General features: G+C 61.9%; 20 protein-coding genes. All 20 read right to left on the bottom strand.

Annotation, left to right across the window (positions count from 1 at the left end; translation table 11 throughout):
* Positions 1 to 85 precede the first annotated feature (85 nt).
* The gene (locus GPK94_RS09765; protein WP_215655672.1) at positions 86 to 2,872 is read right to left on the bottom strand and encodes an FAD-dependent oxidoreductase; all 2,787 of its coding nucleotides are present in this window, start codon (positions 2,870 to 2,872) and stop codon (positions 86 to 88) included.
* A gap of 173 nt (positions 2,873 to 3,045) precedes the next feature.
* Entirely contained in the window at positions 3,046 to 3,930 is an 885-nt protein-coding gene (locus tag GPK94_RS09760) for a DNA/RNA non-specific endonuclease (protein WP_215655671.1), read from the bottom strand.
* Positions 3,927 to 4,343, bottom strand: coding sequence for a hypothetical protein (locus GPK94_RS09755; protein WP_101693107.1), 417 nt, complete (start codon positions 4,341 to 4,343; stop codon positions 3,927 to 3,929). The genes GPK94_RS09760 and GPK94_RS09755 overlap by 4 nt, the downstream gene beginning before the upstream one ends.
* Positions 4,344 to 4,481: 138 nt before the next feature.
* Positions 4,482 to 5,960, bottom strand: a complete 1,479-nt coding sequence (spoIVA, locus tag GPK94_RS09750; RefSeq protein WP_346728011.1) for a stage IV sporulation protein A — start codon at positions 5,958 to 5,960, stop codon at positions 4,482 to 4,484.
* 181 nt (positions 5,961 to 6,141) lie between these two features.
* Positions 6,142 to 7,674, bottom strand: coding sequence for an SPOCS domain-containing protein (locus tag GPK94_RS09745; protein WP_215655669.1), 1,533 nt, complete (start codon positions 7,672 to 7,674; stop codon positions 6,142 to 6,144).
* 427 nt (positions 7,675 to 8,101) lie between these two features.
* A complete protein-coding gene (locus tag GPK94_RS09740) occupies positions 8,102 to 8,269 on the bottom strand; it encodes a hypothetical protein (protein ID WP_180956850.1) in 168 nt (55 codons plus the stop codon).
* 97 nt (positions 8,270 to 8,366) lie between these two features.
* Positions 8,367 to 9,020 (bottom strand): thiamine diphosphokinase, encoded by a 654-nt coding sequence (locus GPK94_RS09735; protein ID WP_215655668.1) that lies wholly within the window; start codon positions 9,018 to 9,020, stop codon positions 8,367 to 8,369.
* Positions 9,005 to 9,886, bottom strand: a complete 882-nt coding sequence (gene rsgA / locus GPK94_RS09730) for a ribosome small subunit-dependent GTPase A (RefSeq protein WP_186963823.1) — start codon at positions 9,884 to 9,886, stop codon at positions 9,005 to 9,007. Before rsgA ends, GPK94_RS09735 begins: the two co-directional genes overlap by 16 nt.
* Positions 9,887 to 9,888: 2 nt before the next feature.
* The gene (gene pknB / locus GPK94_RS09725; protein ID WP_215655667.1) at positions 9,889 to 12,012 is read right to left on the bottom strand and encodes a Stk1 family PASTA domain-containing Ser/Thr kinase; all 2,124 of its coding nucleotides are present in this window, start codon (positions 12,010 to 12,012) and stop codon (positions 9,889 to 9,891) included.
* A 15-nt stretch (positions 12,013 to 12,027) separates the two neighbouring features.
* Positions 12,028 to 12,759: a Stp1/IreP family PP2C-type Ser/Thr phosphatase gene (locus GPK94_RS09720; RefSeq protein ID WP_101693113.1), complete on the bottom strand. Its 732-nt coding sequence runs from the start codon at positions 12,757 to 12,759 to the stop codon at positions 12,028 to 12,030.
* An 82-nt stretch (positions 12,760 to 12,841) separates the two neighbouring features.
* Positions 12,842 to 13,870: a 23S rRNA (adenine(2503)-C(2))-methyltransferase RlmN gene (rlmN, locus tag GPK94_RS09715; RefSeq protein WP_215655666.1), complete on the bottom strand. Its 1,029-nt coding sequence runs from the start codon at positions 13,868 to 13,870 to the stop codon at positions 12,842 to 12,844.
* Positions 13,867 to 15,198 (bottom strand): 16S rRNA (cytosine(967)-C(5))-methyltransferase RsmB, encoded by a 1,332-nt coding sequence (gene rsmB / locus GPK94_RS09710; RefSeq protein WP_215655665.1) that lies wholly within the window; start codon positions 15,196 to 15,198, stop codon positions 13,867 to 13,869. The genes rlmN and rsmB overlap by 4 nt, the downstream gene beginning before the upstream one ends.
* Before the next feature lie 3 nt (positions 15,199 to 15,201).
* Positions 15,202 to 15,891, bottom strand: coding sequence for a zinc metallopeptidase (locus GPK94_RS09705; protein WP_215655664.1), 690 nt, complete (start codon positions 15,889 to 15,891; stop codon positions 15,202 to 15,204).
* A gap of 40 nt (positions 15,892 to 15,931) precedes the next feature.
* Entirely contained in the window at positions 15,932 to 16,855 is a 924-nt protein-coding gene (gene fmt, locus GPK94_RS09700; RefSeq protein ID WP_215655663.1) for a methionyl-tRNA formyltransferase, read from the bottom strand.
* A 4-nt stretch (positions 16,856 to 16,859) separates the two neighbouring features.
* On the bottom strand, positions 16,860 to 17,345 hold the full coding sequence (gene def, locus GPK94_RS09695; protein WP_101693118.1) for a peptide deformylase: 486 nt from the start codon (positions 17,343 to 17,345) through the stop codon (positions 16,860 to 16,862).
* Between the two features lie 13 nt (positions 17,346 to 17,358).
* Positions 17,359 to 19,833 (bottom strand): primosomal protein N', encoded by a 2,475-nt coding sequence (priA, locus tag GPK94_RS09690; protein ID WP_215655662.1) that lies wholly within the window; start codon positions 19,831 to 19,833, stop codon positions 17,359 to 17,361.
* Between the two features lie 84 nt (positions 19,834 to 19,917).
* Positions 19,918 to 20,115: a DNA-directed RNA polymerase subunit omega gene (gene rpoZ / locus GPK94_RS09685; RefSeq protein ID WP_101693120.1), complete on the bottom strand. Its 198-nt coding sequence runs from the start codon at positions 20,113 to 20,115 to the stop codon at positions 19,918 to 19,920.
* A 39-nt stretch (positions 20,116 to 20,154) separates the two neighbouring features.
* Complete coding sequence (gmk, locus tag GPK94_RS09680; protein ID WP_101693121.1) at positions 20,155 to 20,778, bottom strand: guanylate kinase; 624 nt, start codon at positions 20,776 to 20,778, stop codon at positions 20,155 to 20,157.
* Positions 20,775 to 21,044, bottom strand: coding sequence for a DUF370 domain-containing protein (locus GPK94_RS09675; RefSeq protein ID WP_101693122.1), 270 nt, complete (start codon positions 21,042 to 21,044; stop codon positions 20,775 to 20,777). Before GPK94_RS09675 ends, gmk begins: the two co-directional genes overlap by 4 nt.
* 15 nt (positions 21,045 to 21,059) lie before the next feature.
* On the bottom strand, positions 21,060 to 21,938 hold the full coding sequence (locus tag GPK94_RS09670; RefSeq protein WP_101693123.1) for a YicC/YloC family endoribonuclease: 879 nt from the start codon (positions 21,936 to 21,938) through the stop codon (positions 21,060 to 21,062).
* Positions 21,939 to 22,028: the final 90 nt, after the last annotated feature.

Raw genomic sequence — 22,028 nt, 5'->3', positions numbered from 1 at the left:
ATAAGAAAGGCGTAAGAAAGACGCAGGTGATGGATGCTCTCCTCACCTGCGTCTTTTTCATCGGTTGATTCGGTTATCCGGTCACTCAGCTGGGAAAGACCTCAGCAAAGGTCCGCTTCTCCTCGATGGCCTGTATCATCTCGCCCATGCGGGACAGATCTCCCAGCAGGATCACGCCGCACAGCGCGCCGTTGGCAAAGTAATAGCGCTCCAGATGTCCCTGGGTGTCCTGGCGGATCTCCACGGTCTTATAGGATATACCCGGTGTCTTGCCCGGGTCTCCCAGGGAAAAGAGCTCCGTCCCCATGCCATGGAAGGCCAGCACCGGCGTGATGGGCTGATAGGTCACCAGATCTCCGGTGGCACAGGCGCCCGCCACCTTGCCCTGGGCCTGGGCTTCCGGCCACAGGGCGTAGTTGACGCCCTGGAACTGCGCGCAGTCTCCGCAGGCATAGACGCCGGGCACATTGGTCTCCATGGACTCGTTGACCACGATGGCCCGGTCCACCGTGATCCCGGCCTCCTGCGCAATGGCGGTGTTGGCCCGCACGCCGCAGGAGATGACCACCAGGTCCGCGGGGATGACTTCCCCGTTCTCCAGACGCACGCCGCTGACCGCTCCATCCCCTTCGATGGCCGCGATCTTGACACCGGTCTCCACGCGCACGCCCTGCCCGCCGCACTGCTTCAGCAGAAGCTCGGCGGCCTGGTCATCCAGCTGGCGGGCCATGATCTGGGGGGCCAGCTCCAGGACGGTCACCTCGCATTTTGCCTTGCGCAGCTCCCAGGCGGCCTCCAGGCCCAGCACGCCGCCGCCGATCACCACGGCCCGGCGGAGCTGGTTCCCCATGGTCTGAATCTTCTCCACGTCGGAGATGCGCCGGATGGCCACCACGCCCGCCTGCTCATGGCCGGGGATGGGCGGAATAAAGCTCTCGCTGCCCAGGGCAAAAATCAGCTTCGTGTAGGGCAGGCGGTAATCCCCGTCCAGGGTGACCTCCTTGCCCTTCGTGTCCACCGAGAGGACCTTGCGGTGCAGGATGGGCACGATCTGCTGGGCCTCATACCATCCGGCGGGATGGAGGGCGATCTGCTCCTCGCTCAGGCCGGAGAGCATGGCCTTGGTCAGCATGGGTCTCTGGTAGGACGGTCCCTCGTCGGACAGGAGCAGGATGCGTCCGGTCTTGTCCCGCTCCCGGATGGCCTCCGCGGCGTTGACGCCCGCGCAGCCGTTGCCCAGGATCACATAGGTGTTCTGGGTGTCGTTGCGGAAGGTGACCTCGTCCAGCTCTACCTCCACAAACTTCTCCCGGCCCACGCCGCACACCGGGCAGGTGTCCAGGGAGGCGTCAAAGATCTCGCCGCAGACCAGACATTTCACCAGCTTGCGGCCCCGCTTCTTCTCCTCCTTCTGCTTGGTCTCCCGGACCGGGACATAGTACTCCGGCCCCACGCCGCAGACCGGACACTTCTCCTTGTCTCCGTCGAAAACGGCCCCGCAGATCTTGCAGCGTACCTTTTCCGTCTTCTCCTGATCCGCGGCCTCTCCGGCCAGGGGCACAAAATGCTCTTTGCCCACCTTACAGACCGGGCAGACCTCCGTTCCCTCGTCAAAGACCGCGCCGCAGATGGCGCACTTTACCTTCCGCGCCGGTGCCCGCGGCACATCGTCCGCCTGCTTCAGCAGTGTCTCACCAAAGCGCACGCCAAATTCCCTGGCCTGCTCCAGCTCCGGCTCGCTGGGCTTGAAGCGGACCCGGAAGCCCTCCACCGTTTTTAGCTTCAGCTGCTTCAGGCGCTCCATGATGTGGGGCACGCCCTCGCCGCTCCAGCCGTAGCTTCCAAAGGCACTGGCCAGCTTTCCGCCATGGGTGGCCGCGAACATGCCGCTGGTCAGATCCCAGATGGGCCGCAGGGCCTCCCCCACAATGGTGGGCGTGCCAAAGAGAATTCCGTCTGCATAGAGGAGTTCCTCCCCCACCTGAGCGGGATCTGCCTTTACCATATCATAGAGGCGCACATCCACCGCGCCGCTTGCCTGGATGCCCTCCGCAATGGCCTGAGCCAGCATGCCGGTATAGCCGTAGGCGCTCACATAGGGGATGATGACCGTCGGTCTGGGGTTGGGATTCCGGACGGCAGACCACTCCTCATAGGTCTGGAACATCCAGTCGATGTCCTGATCCAGAACCGGCCCGTGTCCCGGACAGATCATGTCCACCGCAAGGGGCTTGACCCGCTGGAGCGCCTTGCGCATAAAGGATTTATAGGGTCCGATGATACAGTCAAAGTAGTACTTGGCGGCCCGGCGGTAGCCCTCCCGGTCGGTGACCGAGCTGAGGAGCACGCCGTCCATGGCATAGTGGGAGCCGAAGGAATCGCAGGTGACAAGGACCCGATCCTGGGGGATATAGGTATACATGGTATCCGGCCAGTGGAGGTTGGGCACCACGATAAATTCCAGCGTCTTGTCATCCACCGTCAGCGACTGCCCGTCTTTGATGGGAATGGAATAAAAATCACGGTTTACGATCTCCCGGAGAAATTGCAGCGCACAGCCTGTCCCCACGATCTTCAGGCGGGGATTGAGCTCCAGCAGCCGCTCGATGCTTCCGCTGTGGTCGGGCTCCGTATGGCTGACCACCAGATAGTCCACCTCTTCAATGGGAGTGATCTCCCCCACCTTCTTGAGCCAGCTCTCCAGACACTTGGCCTTTGCGGTCTCAAAGAGGACCGTGTGGTGCTGGGTTTTCAGGACATAGGAATTATAGGTCGTTCCGTACTCCGTGTACATAATGATGTCAAATACCCGGAGGTCATGGTCGATCGCGCCTGTAAAATACAGTCCCGGCTTTAACTCGAATGCTTCCATTTGAGGCACCCCTTTTCCACCATATTTTGCGTGGGTCATGTTTATTGTACTATATATACCAAAAAGTGCAAGCTATTTCCCCTCTGCTCCTGCCATTTGTATGGTCTTAGTATGGTCCACTCCCCACAAAAACACACACAGCGGCCCGAAAAACAGGCCGCTGTGTGCTATCTTTATGGCTTGCAGATCCCGCAGGGCTGGTACCCCTGCTCCAACAGGGCGTCCCGCTCGCCCGTATAGTCCTGCCGGTTTGCTTCGCTCATACTCTGAACGCCGGAGCAGTCCGGCTTGTGGAACTTCTTGGAAGAGGTGTTGAGTACATACCGCTCCTCCCCGGAAGCCGTGTTCTCGGTGGGACTCGGCTCTTCCGCCGTCTCTGCCAGCCAGCTCTCCCCGGTGGCATAGTCGATCTCGATCCCGGGCTGACAGTTATAGACATAGACGTTATAGCAGACCTCGTCATCTTCCACCGACTGGGCCTCCATCTGTACGCCGCTGGCCACCAGATTGTCCCCCTCATAGATGGGGGTGACCCGGTAGAGCACGTGGTGCTCGGTCTCCTTCACATAGTCGGCCACCAGATTTTCAAAGGGGAGCATCCCCTCTACATTCAGATACCGGGTCCCGGTGATGAGGTTCTGCTCATTTGCGTTTTCGCCCGTGAGCTGGAACCCGATCAGATGGCACCGGTTGTAGAGGTACTTTCCGTCCACGATATCGTATTTGACGGTCTGCCACCCGGTTGGCTTGACCTGTCCGATGTTCCCCCGCTCTTCGGTGGGCATCAGATCCACCCCTATATTGGCATAGGCGGTGGTGCAGCGGCCCAGCTCGTCCAGGGGCCCGTAGGACTCAAAGGAATTGGTGGTAAAGTCCTCCTCGGGAAAATCGGGCTGGTTCTCATTCAAGGCCACATAGGGCTCGCCGGAAAACGGCGGGACTTCGCTCAGGTTGAAGGACCCGGCCGACGTGGCAGCCGGACCGCCCGTCTCACACCCGCTCAGAAGCAGGCTGCCGGTCAGAAGGATTGGAAGGAACAGCGTGTGGATCAGTTTCATCTTGTATAGACCTCTTTCGTAATCCGTTCATGGGAGTGGCCGGGAAATTCCGTACAGCCGATCTGCCGCCAGCCCTCGGCCGCCGGGTCCAGATCGAGCCTGGCATCGGAGGGATAGTGCCGGTTCCAGCGGTACAGGATCAGATGCTCGATGTTTTTCTCATAGGGCCGGAGGGACGCACAGGTCTCCACAAAGCAGTACTCGCCCGCTCCTGCCTGCTCCAGAAAATCCTCCGCCGTCCGGATGGCATTTCCCTCCGCGTCCGAAAACAGGGCCTGGGAATAGCGGTTCATCCATAGAACCTCTCCCCGGCACATCTGGAGGATATCGCTCTGAACCGCCCGGTCCCGGCTCTGACGGCGCTGGTGGAAGAGCATCCCACCGCGGTCATCCAGGCAAACGATCACATGCATCGCGTTTCCGCCTCCCATCCAAAGGGTTTGTGCCGATTATAACACCCTTTGTCCACCCCAGGCAAGTGCTTTTCACGCCAGCAAAAAGGCATTCTTCCTGTCGGCCCGGGCCGCGACAGGAAGAATGCCCAATCACACTCAGAGAATAATACAGATCAGTCCGCCGGACCCCTCGTTGATGATCCGCTGGAGGGTCTCCCGCAGCTTTCCGCGGGCATCCTCCGGCATCCGCTTGAGCTTGGTATTGAGGTCCTCGCTCACCAGCTCGTGGAAGGATTTTCCGAAGATATTGGACTGCCAGATGGCCTTGGTGTCCCCCTCAAACTCCTGGAGGAGATAATTGATCATCTCCTCGCTCTGCTTTTCATTGCCGACAATGGGAGAGACCTCGGTCTCGATGTCCGCCCGGATCATATGGATGGAGGGCGCGGAGGCCTTCAGACGGACCCCATATCGCCCGCCCTGCTTCACGATCTCGGGCTCCTCCAGCACCAACTCATCCGTGCTGGGGATCACAATACCATAGCCGGTCTGCTTCACGTCCTCCAGGGCGGAGGACACCTTATCGTACTCACATTTGACATGGGACAGCTCGGTCAGCAGGCCCAAAAGATCGCCGTCGTCGTGAATGGCAAAGCCGGACTGCTCGGAGATAGTCCCGTAGAACAAGCTCCGGGGCAGATCCAGGGTGGCGGCCGCCACGCCGGTCCCCAGGCTGATGGCAGAGATCTGCGCGCTGCTGACGTTTTCGCAGGAGGCGATGGAGTGGACCGCCTGTTCCACGTCCCGGATACGGCGCATCCCACTGGCACCCTCCCGGATGGCCGCATAGAGACTGCTCTTGATGGGATGGGTATAGTCCAGTGCGTCCACCCAGGGGGGCAGGAACAGGTCCAGCTCCTTCACCGGGAACTCGTAGAGCACGCCCTTGATGATATCGCGGACATCCGCCTCATCCAGCTCCAGGCAGTTTGCCACCACACAGGTCACATCGTACCGGGAGGAGAGATCCGCGCGGATGGCCTGCGCCCGCTCGGAATTCGGGTAGGCGGAGTTGAGCACCACCAGGAAGGGCTTCCCCAGCTCCTTCAGCTCCGAAATGACCCGCTCCTCGGCCTCCAGATAGTCCTCCCGGGGGATGTCCGTGATGCTGCCGTCTGTGGTGATCACGATCCCGATGGTGGAGTGCTCCGCGATCACCTTGCGGGTCCCGATCTCCGCGGCCTCGGTCATCGGGATCTCGTAGTCGTACCAGGGGGTCGTCACCATGCGGGGGCTGTCGTCCTCCATCTGTCCCACCGCGCCCGGGACCAGATAGCCCACGCAGTCGATCAGCCGGACGGAAAAAGCCGCCCCATTCTCCATGGTGACTTCCACCGCTTCCTCGGGTACGAATTTCGGCTCGGCGGTCATGATGGTCCGTCCGGAGCCGCTCTGGGGCAGCTCATCTCTGGCCCGCTCCCGCCGGTAGACGTTCTCAATGTTGGGGATGACCATGGTCTCCATGAACCGCTTGATAAAGGTGGACTTTCCGGTCCGCACCGGTCCCACCACACCGATGTAAATATCACCCTCGGTACGCAGAGCAATATCCTCATAGATCTTGCGCTCTTCCAATTGCAATTCCTCCTTCGGCCGGATACGAGGGCTCCCCCGCATCTTGTGTGCCGGTCGTTTTCCCTATATAGCTATGGGGATAAGCTCTGACTTATACCTCACCGGGCAGAAAATCAGACGCCCGCCCCGGGTACACCGCCGCCGCAGCCCACCGTCTGTGCCGCTGCGGCGGCGGTATCCATCAGGCACGTTTCCGGGGAATCAGAAGAAGCTGCCCGCCGGGGGCCTGCTCTTCCTCCAATGCATTGGCCCGGCAGATCTCGGCCATGGTGGTCCCATAGCACTTTGCAATGTCCCACAGCCGCTCTCCCCGTCCGACCATCCGCAGCACGATGGAGGGCTGGTGGTCCCGGTCTCTGGGCGAGTCCGGATCCAGCCGGGCCGCGGAGATCCCGGTGATGGGCTCGTTGCGCAGGGCCATATAGCGAAATTCCACGGCAAAGCGCACCTCGATCCCGCCTGCGGTGGGCGTGGCAAAGACGGGCTCGGGACAGCGGCACACGCAGGTACAGCTGCACCCATCCGGCAGTTCTAGGCTACACGGCACCGAGAAGACGCGGGATACACTGCCCGACTCTCCGCCCTCGGTGCGGTAAAGGATGGTCGCGCGCACCTCTGCCTCCAGCACCAGCCGCTCTCCCTCCCGGTTCTGTGCCATCCGCCCCACCGAGAGATAGGCGTCCAGAATGTTGTCGATGGACTCTCCGCACTCCACCACCTCCCGCAGAGCGGGCGTTTTGACGCTGCGGTCGATGAGATGCTCCATGGAGTGGGTGCAGCGATCCGCCTCCAGCAGATAAGAGGTACTGTACAGATCGCACAGGACCGCCACACTGCGCTCGGCCCGCAGGACGGCCTGGGCCAGCAATTCCAGCGCAACATGGATGATTCTTCCGTCTTCCCCCGACTCCAGACTGCACTGGACCTCGGTGGCCATAATCTCCAGGGTACAGTCGGCCTCTTCCCCGCCGCCCGAGACCTCCATGATCTGCGAGAACGGAAGCTCAAAGAGGCTGTCGCAGATCTGATGGTCCACACTGCGATAGAGGACCTGAAGATTCACATTTCCCTTAAAGATCAGCTTATTCCCGATCACCTTGGACTCGGTGCATACCACCGTCACACGCTGTTTGAGCAGCTCCGCGGCCTGGGGCTTGCTGCCCGGCAGGGTCACCTCATCGGAAAATTGGAAGGGCTTTTCCTGTACGCACACCACGCCGTAGGTGTGGCAGGTCTCACAGAGCTGCTCCACCCCGGTCTTGCTCTCGGCGTGTACGCTGGAGCACACCGCCTCTTCCAGCGGAGCGTACCCCTGCAGTTCCACGGCGATCCCCACCCGGACCAGTACCTTGCGCGGATTGAGCGCACGGGTCTCCGCCCCCTCGATCCGGCCCAGAGAGACGAGACTGCACCGGTGGTTCAGCCTGGCCCCGTCCACGCCGCCGCTGAAGGGGATGGAGACGTCCAGCCGGCGGATCCCCTCTTCTCCGTCCGGCAGGTACAGCACACATGCCCGGATGGTACCGGAGACGGCCGCATGCCCCTCCGATGCCTCCCGGCTTTTCAGTTCCACCCAGCCCTCGGTATCCAGGATACGCAGAATATCCGGGCAGGCGTCCGGTACGATCATCTCCATGGTCTCTTCCTGAAACAGTGTGGTGTTCAAAACTGTCTCATAGCCGCTCAGCTCAGTCCGCTCTAATTCCAGTTCCATAGTGTTCCACTCCCTTTGGCAAAGGCACGTTCGCCTTCGTGTTTGAAACACTATATGAAAAGAGCGGCCGGAATATTCCGGCCGCACCGTGTCGAAAAGCTTCGACACGCTTCTCAAAAATGCAGGCATTTTTGAGAGAGGATACAGGCTACTGCGCGCACTCGCTGGCGCTCGCACACTTGTAGCCTGATAGGAGTGTTTTCCGACGTACACGCCGCCGGAAAACACACTCTGATTCCCTTCCGTCGTCTTCGGACGACGGAACTCTGCGAGGCCCTTCCTTATAAAATCACTGAGAGCGGCCGGAATATTCCGGCCGCTCTCCAGGGCAGAGGGATGTAACAGCAGCATTTCGGTCTTTACCGCAGACCGAACAGCGTACGGAGGATCCCCCGAAACGCTTTGGGAGACCGCACAACGACAATTTTCAAGACGGAGCACTCCTTTCGGTTTTTTCCAGCCAAGCGCGTCCCCGGTATCCCAGTGCCGCGCCGATCCCCAAGGTCACAAGACTGGCCGGATAGAGCAGCAGCGCAAGCGTGACCGCCGTACCGGCTGCCCACCCTACCGTCTGTTTGTTCAGCCATTGCGGCAAAATGACCGCCCCCTTCGCAACTGGCTTCTATCCCCAGTATACGCAGAGAGCGGTCATCTGTGCCTGTTTTTCTCACCGGTCTGCCCGGTACAGTATGCTATGCGTCCCGCTCACTCTGGATGAGAAGGGCGCGCCCATCCCCCACAGTAACGGAAACTACCGGCCCTGCGGGCTGGTTGCTCACGGTAAGAGTATCCCCCCGCAGGATGGCTGCATCCGTTAGGGGATACTTCACTCCGTCGATGGAGACCCCTTCCACGGTGCGGTCCAGCGGGAGCAGGGACAGGTAGCGGTAGCGGGGCCCCTCCTCCGGATGGAGCGTGACGGTCTCATGCTCCAACAGGCGCACCTCATTGTCCTCGTCGATCAGGATGCCCTGCCCGCCCCGGGCTTTCAGCCACTCCAGCAGTACCAGATTGAATGCCGTGTGGTCCAGGCGGCGCCCACCCAGACAGCCGCACAGGAGAAACTCCGTGCAGCCGGCGGCCAGGGCGTGGTGCAGCGCCGCCTGAAGATCAGTCATATCCTTTTCGACAGGAAGGGTGACGCTGTGCACATCGGCACGGGGCGCTCCGCCGGAGTCCCAATCCCCCACCACAAAGTCCGGTTTGCAGCCGGCGGCCAGGGCGTTATTCAGTCCGCCGTCGGCACAGTAGACCTGCTGGTCCGGTCGCCGGTATGCCTCCAGAAAGGACCAGTCCCGGCACGGGACCGAGCCAAATACCAGGGCACGCTTTACTTTCGCTTCCACTCCGGCACCTCCTTGGCCTGCTCATACAGGCGTACATAGCTGGCGTGCCGGCTGGGCGCGATCTTTCCCTCTTTGACCGCCTGCCGGACCGCGCACCCCTTTTCTTTCACGTGGGCGCACCCCTGAAAGCGGCACTGGTCCAGATAGGGCCGGAACTCCCGGAAGGTCCCGGGAAGGTCCTCCGGCCGCCAAAGCTCGTGCAGCTCGGTGTCAAAGGAGGAGAAGCCGGGGGTGTCTGCCACCACCGCCCCGTTGGAGAGCCGGAAGAGCTCCACATGGCGGGTGGTATGGCGTCCGCGGCCCAGCTTTTCGCTGACCGCACCGGTCTCCAGACCAAAGTCCGGCTCCAGCGCATTGAGGATGCTGGACTTGCCCACTCCGGAGTTTCCGGTGAAAGCACAGGACTTGCCGGCAATGACCTCCCGCAGGCGGTCGATCCCCTCCCCGGTCTCGGCACTCACGCGGAGGGTGGTGAAGCCCGCCGCCAGATAGGTCTGGTAGAGGGTCTCCGCCGCATCCAGATCGCATTTATTGATACAGATCACCGGCTCGCAGTTCCGGCTCTCCGCAATGGAGACCACCCGGTCGATCAAAAAGGGATCGGTGACCGGGATGGCGCCGGAGGCGATGACCACCAGCATCTCGATGTTGGCCACCGCCGGGCGGGAAAACTGGTTTCTGCGGGGCAGGATCTCATCCAGCGCGCCGCTCCCATCCCCCAGGTCGGTAAAGACTACCCGGTCCCCCACCAGAGGGGTCTGCTTCTGGTGGCGGAATTTTCCCCGGGCCCGGCAGGTGACCACCGCCGTACCGGTGTCAACGTAATAGAAGCCGCTCAGGGCTTTCAAAATCGTTCCTTCTGCCATACTCAAAAATCAATGATCTCGCTGCTGGAGATCTGTCCGTCGATGTACACCACCACTTCCTGAGAGCCGGTTCCCGTGACAGGCACCTGAATGCTCCCCTGACTGGTGGCAACCTCCTCTCCAAAGGCCTCGCTGTCGCCCACCATGACCCGGACCATGACATACTCACGGCCGTCCTGGGGGAGCGAAATGGTGATGGTATGGGAGGAGGGCTGCGTCTCTCCGCCCGGGTCATCGGATACCTCCGGCGGCGTGGGCGTGTCGGTAGGCTTGGGCTCCGGTCCCTTGCTCACCGTGAGGGTGAGGGTCGCACCCTCCTGCACCTCCACATTGGGGTTGATGGACTGATCGATGACGATTCCGGCCTCTGCCACATCGTCATATTTCTCAGAGACCTTCACCACCAGGTTATACTCCTTCAGCATCTCCTGGGCCTTGTTCAGGGTCTGCCCGATGAGAGACGGGATGGTGATCATCTTGCTCGGCTTGCCCTCGCTGACATAGAGCGTGATGGTCTGTCCCTCACGCAGCTCACTCTCGGCCTCCGGGTCGGTACGGATGACATAGCCGGACTCCACCTCTTCCGAGGGCTCCGTCTCGACCTCCACAGTCAAGTTCAGGTCAGGGAACTGGTTCTTCAGCTTCTGCTGGGCCAGTGCCTGCTCCTGGTTGACCAGATCCAGCATTTTCGGGACCTCACTGCCGGCACTGAGCTGGACCTTGATGACCCGATTTTCCGTGGTGTCCCGCAGGGTGGTGTTGGCGCCGGGCGACTGGTGTGCAATCGTCCCCTCCGGATAGGAGCTCTCTATGGCCTCTCCGTCTTCCTCAATAGTAAAGCCGCCTTCCTTTACAGCATCCAGTTCTTGTGCCTCTTCCAGGGTATAGCCCATTACATCGGGAATGGTGATGTCCTGGGTCTCGGGAAAGGCATTTCCGAAGATGCTGACCAGAAAAATACCGATACCCACCAGGAAGATCAGGATAGCGCCGACCGCGGCAATAATGGGCCACTTGCTGGCCGGCTCCTCCTCTTCCTCGTAATAGTCCTCGCTGCGGCGGCTGGACGGACGATTGGACGGACGGCTGCCCGCGGTGTCCCCGCTGTGGCGTACCCCGGACTCCGGCCCTCTGTGGCGCGGAATGCGCTGTGTGGCATCCTCCGCCTCGCCCGGATGGGGCAGGCGGCGTCCGCCGGTCATGGCGCTGGGCGTATTGGCTCCGATGATCTGGGTTGGCTCATCCGCTTCGTCGGTCAGCCGGACGTCCTCCGGGCGGAACTCAAAGTTGATGTTGGGATTCTTCCGGAACTCCTCCAGGTCGGCCAGCATGGCGTCGGCCGAAATGTAGCGCTGGTTGACATCCGAGGCCATGGCCTTCAGAGTGATGGCCTCCAGCGCCTCCGGAATCCCGGGCTCCAGCTCACGGGGCGAGAGCGGAATGGAGTTGATGTGCTGGATAGCCACCGCCACCGGGGAATCTCCCTCGTAGGGCAGCCTTCCGGTCAGCATCTCGTAGAGCACCACGCCCGCGGAGTAGATGTCGGAGCGGGCGTCGATGTGGCTTCCTCTGGCCTGCTCCGGAGAGATGTAGTGTACCGACCCCAGCGCCTCCTGCGTCATGGTATTCTGGCTGGCCGAGGTCAGCCGGGCGATGCCGAAGTCGGCCACCTTGATGCTGCCGTCCCGCAGCACCATGATGTTGTGGGGCTTGATGTCCCGGTGGATGATGCCGCGGCTGTGGGCGTGGGAGAGAGCCTTCATGATCTGGATGATAAAGTGGAGGGATTCCTTCCAGCTCAGCTTTCCGCCCTTCTTCTGCATATACTGCTTGAGGGTAATGCCCTCCAGCAGCTCCATGACGATATAGTCCACGTCGCCGGATTTGCTCACGTCGTACACCGCCATGATATTGGGGTGGGAGAGCATGGCCACGGCCTGGGACTCATCGTGGAAGCGGCGGCGAAACTCTGCGTCCTGGGCCAGCTCTTCCTTGAGGATCTTAATGGCCACCAGACGGTTGAGCCGGTGACAGCGGGCCTTATAGACCACCGCCATGCCTCCGGTCCCGATCCGCTCCAAAATCTCATATCGGTTGTCGAGTAACTTCCCTATGTATTGATCCATAGTCATTACCCTCCCTTACTCAAACTGAAACAGGACACAGGTCACGTTATCCGGTGCGCCCCGGGATAACGCGATGTCCAAAAGCCGGTGGCAGCATTCGCCCACCGGACCGCCGTGGAGTACCTCATAGAGCATCTCCTGATCGCTGACCACGTTGGAGAGTCCGTCCGAGCACAGGAGAAGCGAGTCTCCGCTTTCCAGTTTCTTACGGTAAAAGTCCGCCCTCACATGTTCCTCGGTCCCGAGGGCGCGGGTAATGAGGTTCTTCTGCGGATGGTTGCGCGCCTGTTCCGGCGTGATGTCCCCCCGCCGGACCATATCTTCCACCAGGGAGTGATCCCGGGTCACCTTCTCGATCCCGTTCCCCGAGATGTAATAGGCGCGGCTGTCTCCGATGTTCAACAGGTACGCCATATCCGACAGGACCAGAGCTGCCACCATGGTGGTCCCCATCCCATGGCAGTCCGGGTCCCTTCTGGCCCGGTGGTACACCACCGTGTTGGCCCCGGCGCTGCCCTGTGCCAGCAGGGCCTCCGGATCCTCCGGCGTGCCTGGCGGGAGATCCTGCAAAGCCTCGACAAATGCCTCCACCGCCAGCATGCTGGCGATATTTCCGGCGCGCGCGCCGCCCATACCGTCACAGACCAGGCCCACAGCCAGGTCTTCCGACAGAACGTCCAGGTAGTAAGTATCCTGATTCTGCGGACGGACGCAGCCCTTATGTGTGATTCCCCATGCTTTTATCATAGTAAACAGCCTTCTTCTCCACATCGATTTTTCCGCAGCCCATCCCATGCGGATCGGGATGAGCCCGTCGCACAGCCCCTTCTCAGGCCTGCTCCTCCAGCATCTGCTTGCGGCGGAGCTGCCCGCAGGAGGCGTCGATATCGCCACCCAGTTTGCGCCGTACCGTCACGGTCACGCCCTGGGACTCCAGACGTTTTTGGAATGCAGCCACCCGGCGGCTGGGACGCAGCGGGCTCTCCTTGACCTCGTTGAGCGGGATCAGGTTCACATGCCCCGGCGTTCCCTTCAAATGGCTGACAAGTAGATCCGCTTGCCAGTCCGTGTCGTTGACTCCGTCGATCATGGCATACTCATAGGAGATCCGCCGGCCGGTCTGCTCAAAATACCGCCGGCAGCTGGCAAAGAGCCGCTCCACCCCCACACTTTTGTTCACCGGCATGATCTTGGAGCGGGTCTCGTCGTCCGGTGCGTGGAGGGAGACGGACAGGGTCAGCTGGAGCTGCCGTTTGGCCAGTTCATCGATCCGGTCGACCAACCCGCAGGTGGACAGCGAGATATGGCGCATGCCGATGTTCATCCCGTCCGGGTGGTTGACCAGCTCCAGAAAGCGCATGACGGTGTCGAAATTGTCCAGCGGCTCGCCGATGCCCATGAGCACGATGTTGGAGATGGGTGCCCCCGAATCGATCTGGGTGAACAGGACCTGATCCAGCATTTCAGCAGGTGTCAAGTCTCTTACCTTGCCAGCGATTGTGGAGGCGCAGAAAGCGCATCCCATCCGGCATCCCACCTGGGAGGAGATGCACACAGTATTCCCATGTTTGTAGCGCATCAGAACGGTTTCGATGCAGTTTCCGTCGTGCAGACGCCACAGGTACTTGATGGTCCCATCCAGGGCGGAGACCTGCTTGCGCTCTACCGTAGGAGGCGCGAGCAGGCAGCTCTGAGCCAGCTGTTCCCGCAGGGCCTTGGAGAGGTTGGTCATCTCGTCAAAGGAGCGGACGCCCCGGTGGAGCCACTGGAAGACCTGCTTGGCCCGAAAGGCCGGCTGCCCCAGCTCTTTGAGAAAGGAGGACAGCTCCTCCTGATTCATGGATTTGATATCGGTCATGTCGCCCTCCTCAATTTCGCAAAGAAGAATCCGTCTGTCCCATGCAGGTGCGGCCAGAGGGTCAGCATGCCGCCCTCGACCGCTCCAACCGGTCCGGGCAGTTGAAAACGCTCTAATGTAAAGTCAGAATGCTTTTCAAGGAAAGCCTCCACCACACCCTCATTTTCCCGCCGGAGCAAGGTACAGGTGGAGTAGAGAAGCGCCCCGCCCGGCTTGACATAGCGGGATACATTCTCCAGGATCGCGCTCTGAATGGCGGGGAGTCCTGCCAGGGGCTCCGGGTCCTTATAGCGGATATCCGGCTTCTTACGGATGATGCCCAGCCCGGAGCAGGGCACATCGGCGATCACCCGGTCAAACCGGCCGATCCACTCCTCCCGGCACTGCTTTCCATCCTGAATGGCGGGATGGATCAGCTCGGAAAATCCAAGCCGCTCGGCCCCCGCCTGGATCAATCCCCGCTTGTGGGGGTGGATGTCGCAGGACCAGATCTCCCCCTGTCCGCCCATTCGGATGGCCGCAGCAAAGCTCTTGCCGCCCGGCGCGGCGCAGGCGTCCAGCACCTGCATTCCCGGCCTTGGGTCGGCCGCCAGGACAGAGAGTTTTCCGGCGCCGTCCTGGATATAGAACGCACCCCGGCGGAAGCTCTCCAGCCGCTCCAGATCTCCCGTTCCCTGCAAGAGGAGGCAGTCCGGAATCCAGGGGTGGGGCTGTACCTCCACCCCCTCCTGCCGCAGCAGCTCCACGACCTCCTCCTGGGAGAAGTGGGTGGTGTTGACCTGGGCCATAGTGGGCGGAATGGCGTTGTCGGCCTCCAGCAGGGCCTCCACGCCCTCCCCATTCAGTGCAAGGTCAAATTCCTTTACAAGCCATGCGGGATGGGAATAACGGATGTCCAGCTGGGTTGGAAGGCCGAGGGTTTCCCGGCTGCGAATCAGGTTTCGCAGAATGCCGTTTACCATCCCGGCCGCTCTGGGATTCTTTGCGTACTGGCGTGCCAGATTGACCGACTCATTGACGGCTGCCGACTCCGGCACACGGTCCAGCAGCAAAATCTGATAGGCGCCCAGACGCAGGCAGGAGCGGATCTTTGCCTCCAGCCGGTCCAGCGGGAGCTTGGAAAACTGTCCCAGGTAAAAATCCAGAAGCATCCGGTTCTGCAAAACTCCAAAACAGAGTCTGGAGGCGAACCCGGCGTCCCGGCTGTCCAGCCCGGCCTCCCGGATGGTCTTCTTCAAAAAGCCGTCGGACCAGGCCCCCTGCTGCTCACAGGCATGCAGCGCCAGGAGAGCCACTTCACGGGCGCTCTTTTTTCTCTCTCGCGCCATCGCTTAGTCCCTCCGACGTCCGGCAAAGGCCAGCAGGAAGCGCAGCAGCTGGGCCAGGGAGACCAGAAGGGCCGCCACATAGGTCATGGCCGCCGCACCCAGCACCTTGCGGGCCCCGCTCAGCTCCTCTCCGTCCAGGAGATGAGTGCTCTTCAGGGTCTCCAGCGCCCGGTGGGAGGCATTGAACTCCACCGGCAGCGTGACCAGCTGCACCACCACGGCCAGCGAGAACAGCAGGATACCCACGGCAAAGAGGGGCTGGATATAGAGAAACAGTCCCAGCAGGATGAAGACAATGGAGAGCTGAGAACCCAGGTTGCACACTGGGATGATGGCGTTGCGCAGCTTGATGGGACCGTATCCCACCGCATACTGTACTGCATGCCCTGCCTCGTGGGCCGCCACACCGATGGCGGCCACGCTGTTGGAGCCATATACGCTGTCCGACAGGCGGATGACATTGCTCCGGGGATCAAAATGGTCCGTGAGCCGTCCGGACACCCGCTCGATGCGCACATCGTACACCCCGTGGGCCCGCAATACCGCCTCGGCGGCCTGTGCCCCGGTATAGCCCCGGGAGGCGCGGACGCCGGAGAACCGGCGGAAGGTGGAACTCACGCGCCACTGGGCCCACGCCGCGATGAGCATGGCGGGGACCAGGATGCTCCAATAGGTAGGATCATAATAAAACATGGCTGTTTCCTTTCTGACCGGATACGGCCTCCGTTCCCGCTCAGGGAATGGAAATGGGGTTGCCCCGCAGGTAGTCTGCGGCCTTCATGCGCTTCTTGCCCGCTGCCTGGAGCTCCACGATCCGCAGGATTTTCCCATCCCCGCACGCCATGTCGATGCCCTGCTTGCCGGCGGCCACCACGGTTCCGGCAGGGGCGCCGGTCTGCTCCCCGGTCTGCTGTGTGACCAGGATCTTCATGGTGTCGCCCGTAATGGCGTCCGTGGTGGCGGTGGGCCAGGGGATCAGCCCGCGTACCTGGTTGTGGATCTCCTGGGCGGAGCGCTTCCAGTCGATGGGCGAGAGCTCCCGTCCCAGCATGGGGGCCAGGGTCACGCCCGCCGCTTCCTGGGGCGTCCGGGTGGCCGTCCCGGCGGCAAGCTGTTCCACCGCGGAGATGAGGAGCGCGCCGCCCATGTCAGCCAGACGCTGATAGAGGGTCTCCGCGTCCTCATCCGGGTCGATGGCGGTCTCCGCCTGGGTAATGATGTCTCCCGCGTCCAGCTCGGTGGCCATGTGCATGATGGTCACGCCGGTTTTCTCATCCCCGTTGAGGATGGCCCAGTTGATAGGAGCCGCTCCACGGTAGCGGGGCAGCAGCGAGGAGTGGACATTGATGCACCCCAGATTCGGGTAATCCAGGATCTCATCGGGCAGAATGCGCCCGTAGGCGGCCACCACGATAAGCTCCGGGGCGAGGGCCTGGATCTGGGCCAGCGCCGTGCCGTCCCGCAGCTTGGTGGGCTGATAGACCGGGATTTCGTGCTCCTGCGCGCACACCTTCACCGGCGGCGGAAGGAGCTTCATGCCCCGGTTCTTGGGTTTATCCGGCTGGGTAAAGACCCCGACGATCTCATGTCCGGCCTCGATTAGCTTTTCCAGAGAGGGCACCGCAAATGCAGGGGTACCCATAAAAACGATCCGCATACTCTTACTCACGCTCCATCATGGCGTCCAGCTCTTCCGTGGTATAGAGCTTGTCACTGCGCTCGGTGAAGAGGTGGCCCTCCAGATGCTCCAGCTCATGGCAGAAGCAGCGGGCCACGATCTCCTCGCCCTCAGCCTCGAACCAGTTGCCGTGGCGGTCCTGGGCGCGGACGCGCACCTTCATGGGACGCTTGACCACGCCCCAGCGGCCCGGGACGCTCAGGCAGCCCTCAAAGCCCTCCTGCTCCCCGTCGGTCCAGATGATCTCCGGGTTGACCAGCTCCAGCATCTCGTCGTTGCCGTCCACCACGATGACCGCACGGCGCAGAATGCCGATCTGGGGTGCGGCCAGTCCCGCACCGTTGGCGTGGGCCAGGGTCTCCTTCATGTCGTCCAGCAGGGACCACAGCCGCTCGTCAAAAACCGTATAGGGCCGGCAGACCTTGTGCAGGGCCGGATCTTCGTCTGTCAGAATCGTTCTCAGTGCCATGGTAATCTTCCTCCTAATCCAGGGGATTCACATCCGCATAGACGGATACGCCCCGGTTTTCTTTATCTTTCTGTGCGCAGCAGAGCAGATGGGCCACCAGCGCACGCATGCGCTTGTCATTTCGGGTACTCAGGGTCAGGCGGTAGCGGTAGCGGTTGTTCACCTTGGCGATGGCCGCCGGCGCCGGGCCCAGCAGCTGGGAGCGGTACCCCTCATAGGGCGGCTGGCGCAGCCACTCCTCCAGACTGCGCCGCAGGCGCATGCAGGTCTGTAAGACGGCGCTCTCCGTCGTCCCCGAGGCGGTGAGTACAAAGAGATCCCGGAAGGGCGGGCAGCCCCGCAGCTCCCGCAGGCCGATCTCCTGTTCATAAAAGGCGTCGTAGTTCTGCGCCGCCGCAAAGGTAATCACGTCATTTTCCGGCGTATAGGTCTGGATGAGCGCCCGGCCGGTCTTTTCGCCCCGGCCTGCCCGACCCACCACCTGGGTGATGAGGGAAAAGGTCCGCTCCGCCGCCCGGTAGTCGTCCACATAGAGGGACAGGTCGGCCGCCACCACGCCCACCAGGGTCACATTCTCAAAATCCAGCCCCTTGGCCACCATCTGGGTTCCCACCAGAATGGGGACCCGCTCCTGTTCAAACCGGGCGAGCAGCTTCTCATGGGAGTGGACCGCGGAAATGGTGTCGGTATCCATCCGCAGCACTTCTACCCCGGGAAACATCTCCTCCAGCTCCTCCTGGACCCGCTGGGTCCCGGTCCCGATAAAATGGAAGGTGCCGCCGCAATTGGGGCAGACGTCCGGGACCCGCTCCGAGTGGCCGCAGCAGTGACACATGAGCCGCCCGTTGGCGGAGTGATAGGTGAGATACACCGAACAGCGGGGGCAGGTGGGTGCCTCGCCGCACTCCCCGCAGGAGAGCATACGGCTGGCCCCCCGCCGGTTCAGGAACAGAATGGACTGCTCCCCCCGCCGGAGATTTTCCTCCAGGGCAGACCGCAGGGCATGGCCAATGGAGCCGCCGTTTCCCACCTTCAGCTCCTCCCGAAGATCGGCGATCTGCACCTGGGGAAGGGCCCGCTCATTGTAGCGCCGCCGCAGCGTGAAGAGGTGGTACACGCCCTGTTTCGCCTGATACATGCTCTCAATGGACGGCGTGGCCGATCCCAGGACCAGCAGTGCCCCGGTCTGGGCACAGCGGTATTTCGCCACATCCCGGGCATGGTATTTGGGGACCTGCTCCGATTTGTAGCTCCCCTCCTGCTCCTCGTCCAGGATGATGAGTCCCAGATTGCGCAGGGGGGCAAAAACCGCCGAGCGGGTGCCGATCACCACCTGTGCCTTCCCGGCTTTGGCCCGCTTCCACTCGTCGTAGCGCTCCCCCGCCCGCAGCGAGCTGTGGAGGACCGCCACCGCATCCCCGAAATGGGCGGAAAAGTGGTGCAGGAGCTGGGGCGTCAGCGCGATCTCGGGCACCAGCACCAGGGCGCTCTTCCCCCGCTTCAGGCTCTCCTGAATGAGCCGGATGTAGATCTGGGTTTTTCCGCTGCCCGTCACTCCGTAGAGGAGCGCCGCGGCCGCTGTCCCGGTCCGGGCCAGCGCGTCCAGTCCCTGAAAGGCGGCCTCCTGCTCCTCGTTGAGATAGACCGGCCCGGCTGGTTCGCAGGGCTCCACCGATACCCGGCGGAAGGCCTCCCGCTCCTCCAGACGGATCAGGCCGCTCTTGCGCAGGGATTTCAGGGTCTCCATGGAGGCGCCCGTAAAATAGCACAGCTCCTTTGTGGAGGCCTCTCCAATGGCGCAAAGCAGCTCCATCACCGCATAGCGCATGGGGGCCGACCGCCGGCGGGGTGTGACCTGTGCCATGGCGTCCTCCGGCGGGACGGCCAGGACGGCCACTCGCTCGGTCTTGTCCCCCACGCCCCGGGAGGCGCTGGTCTCCAACACCAGGATGCCCCGGTCCACCAGCTGTTTGAGCGCAGGTCCGGGGTTTCGGGTACCGAACACCGCGCGGATCTGTCCCAGCTCGGCGCTGCCGGAGGCACAGACCATCCCCACAATGGTGCGGGCATATTCCGAGTTTCCGGCCGCCTCATAGGCTGCCTCCCGGTCGATCCCCGGGGCCAGGCGGTAGCGGTCCTGTAAGGAGAAGTACAGTCCGGCCGGGAGCATGGCCCGGGCCGCGTCATAGACCGTACAGAAATACCGCTCCCGCATCCAGATAGCCAGATGGAGCCCCTCTCCGTCCAGCACAGGTTCCTCGTCCAGCTGGGTCAAAATGGGTTTGCATTTCGGATCGGGCGTGGCAATCTCATCGATGGAGAGCACGATCCCCTCGGTCCGCCGGTTTCCCGCCCCGAAGGGCACGATCACCCGCATTCCGGGCGACAGGGTCTCCCGCAGCTCCGGGGGAACCAGGTACGTATAGGGCTTGTCAATGGCGTAGGTAGCCGCGGACAGGGCCACCCGGGCCGCCACAGACTGCTCCATATTCTCTCCTCCTTCTCCCCGCCCCAAATCCGGGAAAAGGCAAGCGCCAGGGCTCCCGCCCCAACGCTTGCCCTTCTGTGCGTGTTATTCTGCGGCCTGGGGCGTGACCTTGCCCTCCGCCACCTCACGGATGGCGAGCGTGACCGGCTTATCGTCCAGGGAGATTCCGTTCTCCTCCGCCTCACTGGCGATCTGGCGGGCCCGCTGGGCCACCACATTGACCAGCATGTACCGGCTGGGCACCTGCTCCAGCAGCTTATTCATGGGGGGATAGAGCATCATAACGCATCAAACTCCTTTTATTTTGGTATAGCAGTGGTCTCAGCGGTCCAGCGAGACATCGTCCACCAGGTGAAGCCGGTTCCGGGTACGGCAACCTTCGGCCGTCAGGATGGCGATGATCTCGGCCGCAGCCTCGGACACCTTGTCGTTGACCACCATGTAGTCGTAGTTGGGAATCTGCCGGTATTCCTCCCGGGCCTTCTGGAGGCGGCCCTGAATGACCTCCTCCTGATCGGTAGCCCGGCGGTGGAGCCGGCGGGAGAGCTCTTCAAAGCTGGGCGGAATAATAAAGATCAGCACCGCCTCCGGGCACTTGGCCCGGACCTTGGCCGCGCCCTGCACCTCAATGTCCAGCAGCACGTCGATGCCCGCGTCCAGCTTCTCCTGGATGACCTTGAGGGAGGTGCCGTAATAGTTGCCCACATACTCGGCATGCTCCAGAAGCTCCTCCCGGGCGATCATCCCCTCAAAGGTTTCCCGGCTGACGAAATTGTAATTCACACCGTCGGCCTCGCCCACCCGGGGCTGCCGGGTGGTGAAGGAGACCGAGAAATGGATGTCGCTGCGCTCACTGAGCAGCTCGGAGATCACGGTGCTCTTTCCCACGCCAGAGGGGCCGGACAAAACGATCAGCTGTCCACGCTTCTTTTTCTTTCGTATCATTCCATATCCTCCTCCGGCTCAGGCCCGGTCTCCTTCCCTGCCAGCCGTCCCGCTACCGTCTCGGGCTGGAGGGCGGAGAGGACGATGTGGTCGCTGTCCATAATCAGCACCGCCCGGGTGCGCCGCCCATAGGTGGCGTCAATGAGACAGCCGCTGTCCCTGGCCTCCTGGATCATTCGCTTGATGGGGGCGGAATCGGGGCTGATAATGGCGATGAGACGTCCTGCGGAGACCATATTGCCAAAGCCGATGTTGATCAGTTTCATACCGCGTCCTCCGCGTTACTCAATATTCTGGATCTGCTCGCGGATCTTCTCGATCTCGCCCTTGATCTCCACCACATAGCGGGCCGTCTCGATATCGCTGCACTTGGAGCCGATGGTATTGGCCTCCCGGTTGAACTCCTGGATCAGGAAGTCCAGCTTCCGTCCCACCGGGCCGTCTCCGGAGAGCATATGCTCCAGCTGGGAGAGGTGGCTGCGCAGACGGACGGTCTCCTCATCCACGGCGACCTTATCCGCAAAGATGGCCGCCTCGGTGAGGATGCGGCTCTCATCGATCTGGGTATTCTGGAGCACCTCGGCCATCTTGGACTCCAGCCGGGCGCGGTAATCGGCCACGATCCCGGGGGAGCGCTCCTCCACCTTCCCGGTGAGGGCGGCGATGGTGGCGGCCCGGGAGCGGACATCCTGCACCAGCTTCTCGCCCTCCCGCTCGCGCATGGCGTCAAAGTCCTTCAGGGCCAGGCCCAGCACCTCGCACAGGTCGGCGGACACCGCTTCCAGGTCCTCCTGGTTCTTCTCCACCAGGAACACGTCGGGCAGGCGGGAGAGCAGCGAGACCGAGATGTCATCCTTCAGGCCATAGCTGTCCCGCAGGTCGCACAGGGCCTTATAGTAGCCGTCGGCCACCGGCCGGTTGACCGAGATGTTGACGTCTCCCCCCTCAGAGGGCCCGATGGTGACGAACACGTCCACCTTGCCCCGGGAAATACTCTCCTGTACCTTTGCCTTGATGGCGTCCTCCGCAAAGACATAGATACGGGGCAGCTTGATATTGCAATCCAGATAGCGGTTATTGACGGAACGCAGCTCTACCGTGATGGGACGGCCGTGGAGGACCGCCTCTCCCCTTCCGTAACCGGTCATACTTTTAATCAAAGGGCTTCCCCTCGCTTCTCTTCAGAATGGGGCTCTGCATCACACAGAGTCATCGGAATATTATAGCAGAATTTCTCCCGCTTGAAAAGT

This window comes from Pseudoflavonifractor sp. MCC625, from assembly GCF_018784545.1.
GTDB classification, from domain to species: domain Bacteria; phylum Bacillota; class Clostridia; order Oscillospirales; family Oscillospiraceae; genus Pseudoflavonifractor_A; species Pseudoflavonifractor_A gallinarum.
Note: the sequence above shows the minus strand (reverse complement) of the source record. Positions and strands in the feature narration are given on the sequence as shown.

Bases quoted from the DNA above. Each gene is read 5' to 3' on its own strand.
- GPK94_RS09675 (WP_101693122.1), bottom strand. From the start codon at position 21,044: ATGAAACTGATCAACATCGGCTTTGGCAATATGGTCTCCGCAGGACGT.
- rsgA (WP_186963823.1), bottom strand. From the start codon at position 9,886: ATGGCAGAAGGAACGATTTTGAAAGCCCTGAGCGGCTTCTATTACGTT.
- GPK94_RS09705 (WP_215655664.1), bottom strand. From the start codon at position 15,891: ATGTTTTATTATGATCCTACCTATTGGAGCATCCTGGTCCCCGCCATG.
- rpoZ (WP_101693120.1), bottom strand. From the start codon at position 20,115: ATGATGCTCTATCCCCCCATGAATAAGCTGCTGGAGCAGGTGCCCAGC.
- def (WP_101693118.1), bottom strand. From the start codon at position 17,345: ATGGCACTGAGAACGATTCTGACAGACGAAGATCCGGCCCTGCACAAG.
- rsmB (WP_215655665.1), bottom strand. From the start codon at position 15,198: ATGGCGCGAGAGAGAAAAAAGAGCGCCCGTGAAGTGGCTCTCCTGGCG.
- pknB (WP_215655667.1), bottom strand. From the start codon at position 12,012: ATGGATCAATACATAGGGAAGTTACTCGACAACCGATATGAGATTTTG.
- priA (WP_215655662.1), bottom strand. From the start codon at position 19,833: ATGGAGCAGTCTGTGGCGGCCCGGGTGGCCCTGTCCGCGGCTACCTAC.
- GPK94_RS09720 (WP_101693113.1), bottom strand. From the start codon at position 12,759: ATGATAAAAGCATGGGGAATCACACATAAGGGCTGCGTCCGTCCGCAG.
- GPK94_RS09760 (WP_215655671.1), bottom strand. From the start codon at position 3,930: ATGAAACTGATCCACACGCTGTTCCTTCCAATCCTTCTGACCGGCAGC.
- GPK94_RS09765 (WP_215655672.1), bottom strand. From the start codon at position 2,872: ATGGAAGCATTCGAGTTAAAGCCGGGACTGTATTTTACAGGCGCGATC.
- gmk (WP_101693121.1), bottom strand. From the start codon at position 20,778: ATGATACGAAAGAAAAAGAAGCGTGGACAGCTGATCGTTTTGTCCGGC.
- fmt (WP_215655663.1), bottom strand. From the start codon at position 16,855: ATGCGGATCGTTTTTATGGGTACCCCTGCATTTGCGGTGCCCTCTCTG.
- rlmN (WP_215655666.1), bottom strand. From the start codon at position 13,870: ATGACCGATATCAAATCCATGAATCAGGAGGAGCTGTCCTCCTTTCTC.
- GPK94_RS09745 (WP_215655669.1), bottom strand. From the start codon at position 7,674: ATGGAACTGGAATTAGAGCGGACTGAGCTGAGCGGCTATGAGACAGTT.
- GPK94_RS09755 (WP_101693107.1), bottom strand. From the start codon at position 4,343: ATGCATGTGATCGTTTGCCTGGATGACCGCGGTGGGATGCTCTTCCAC.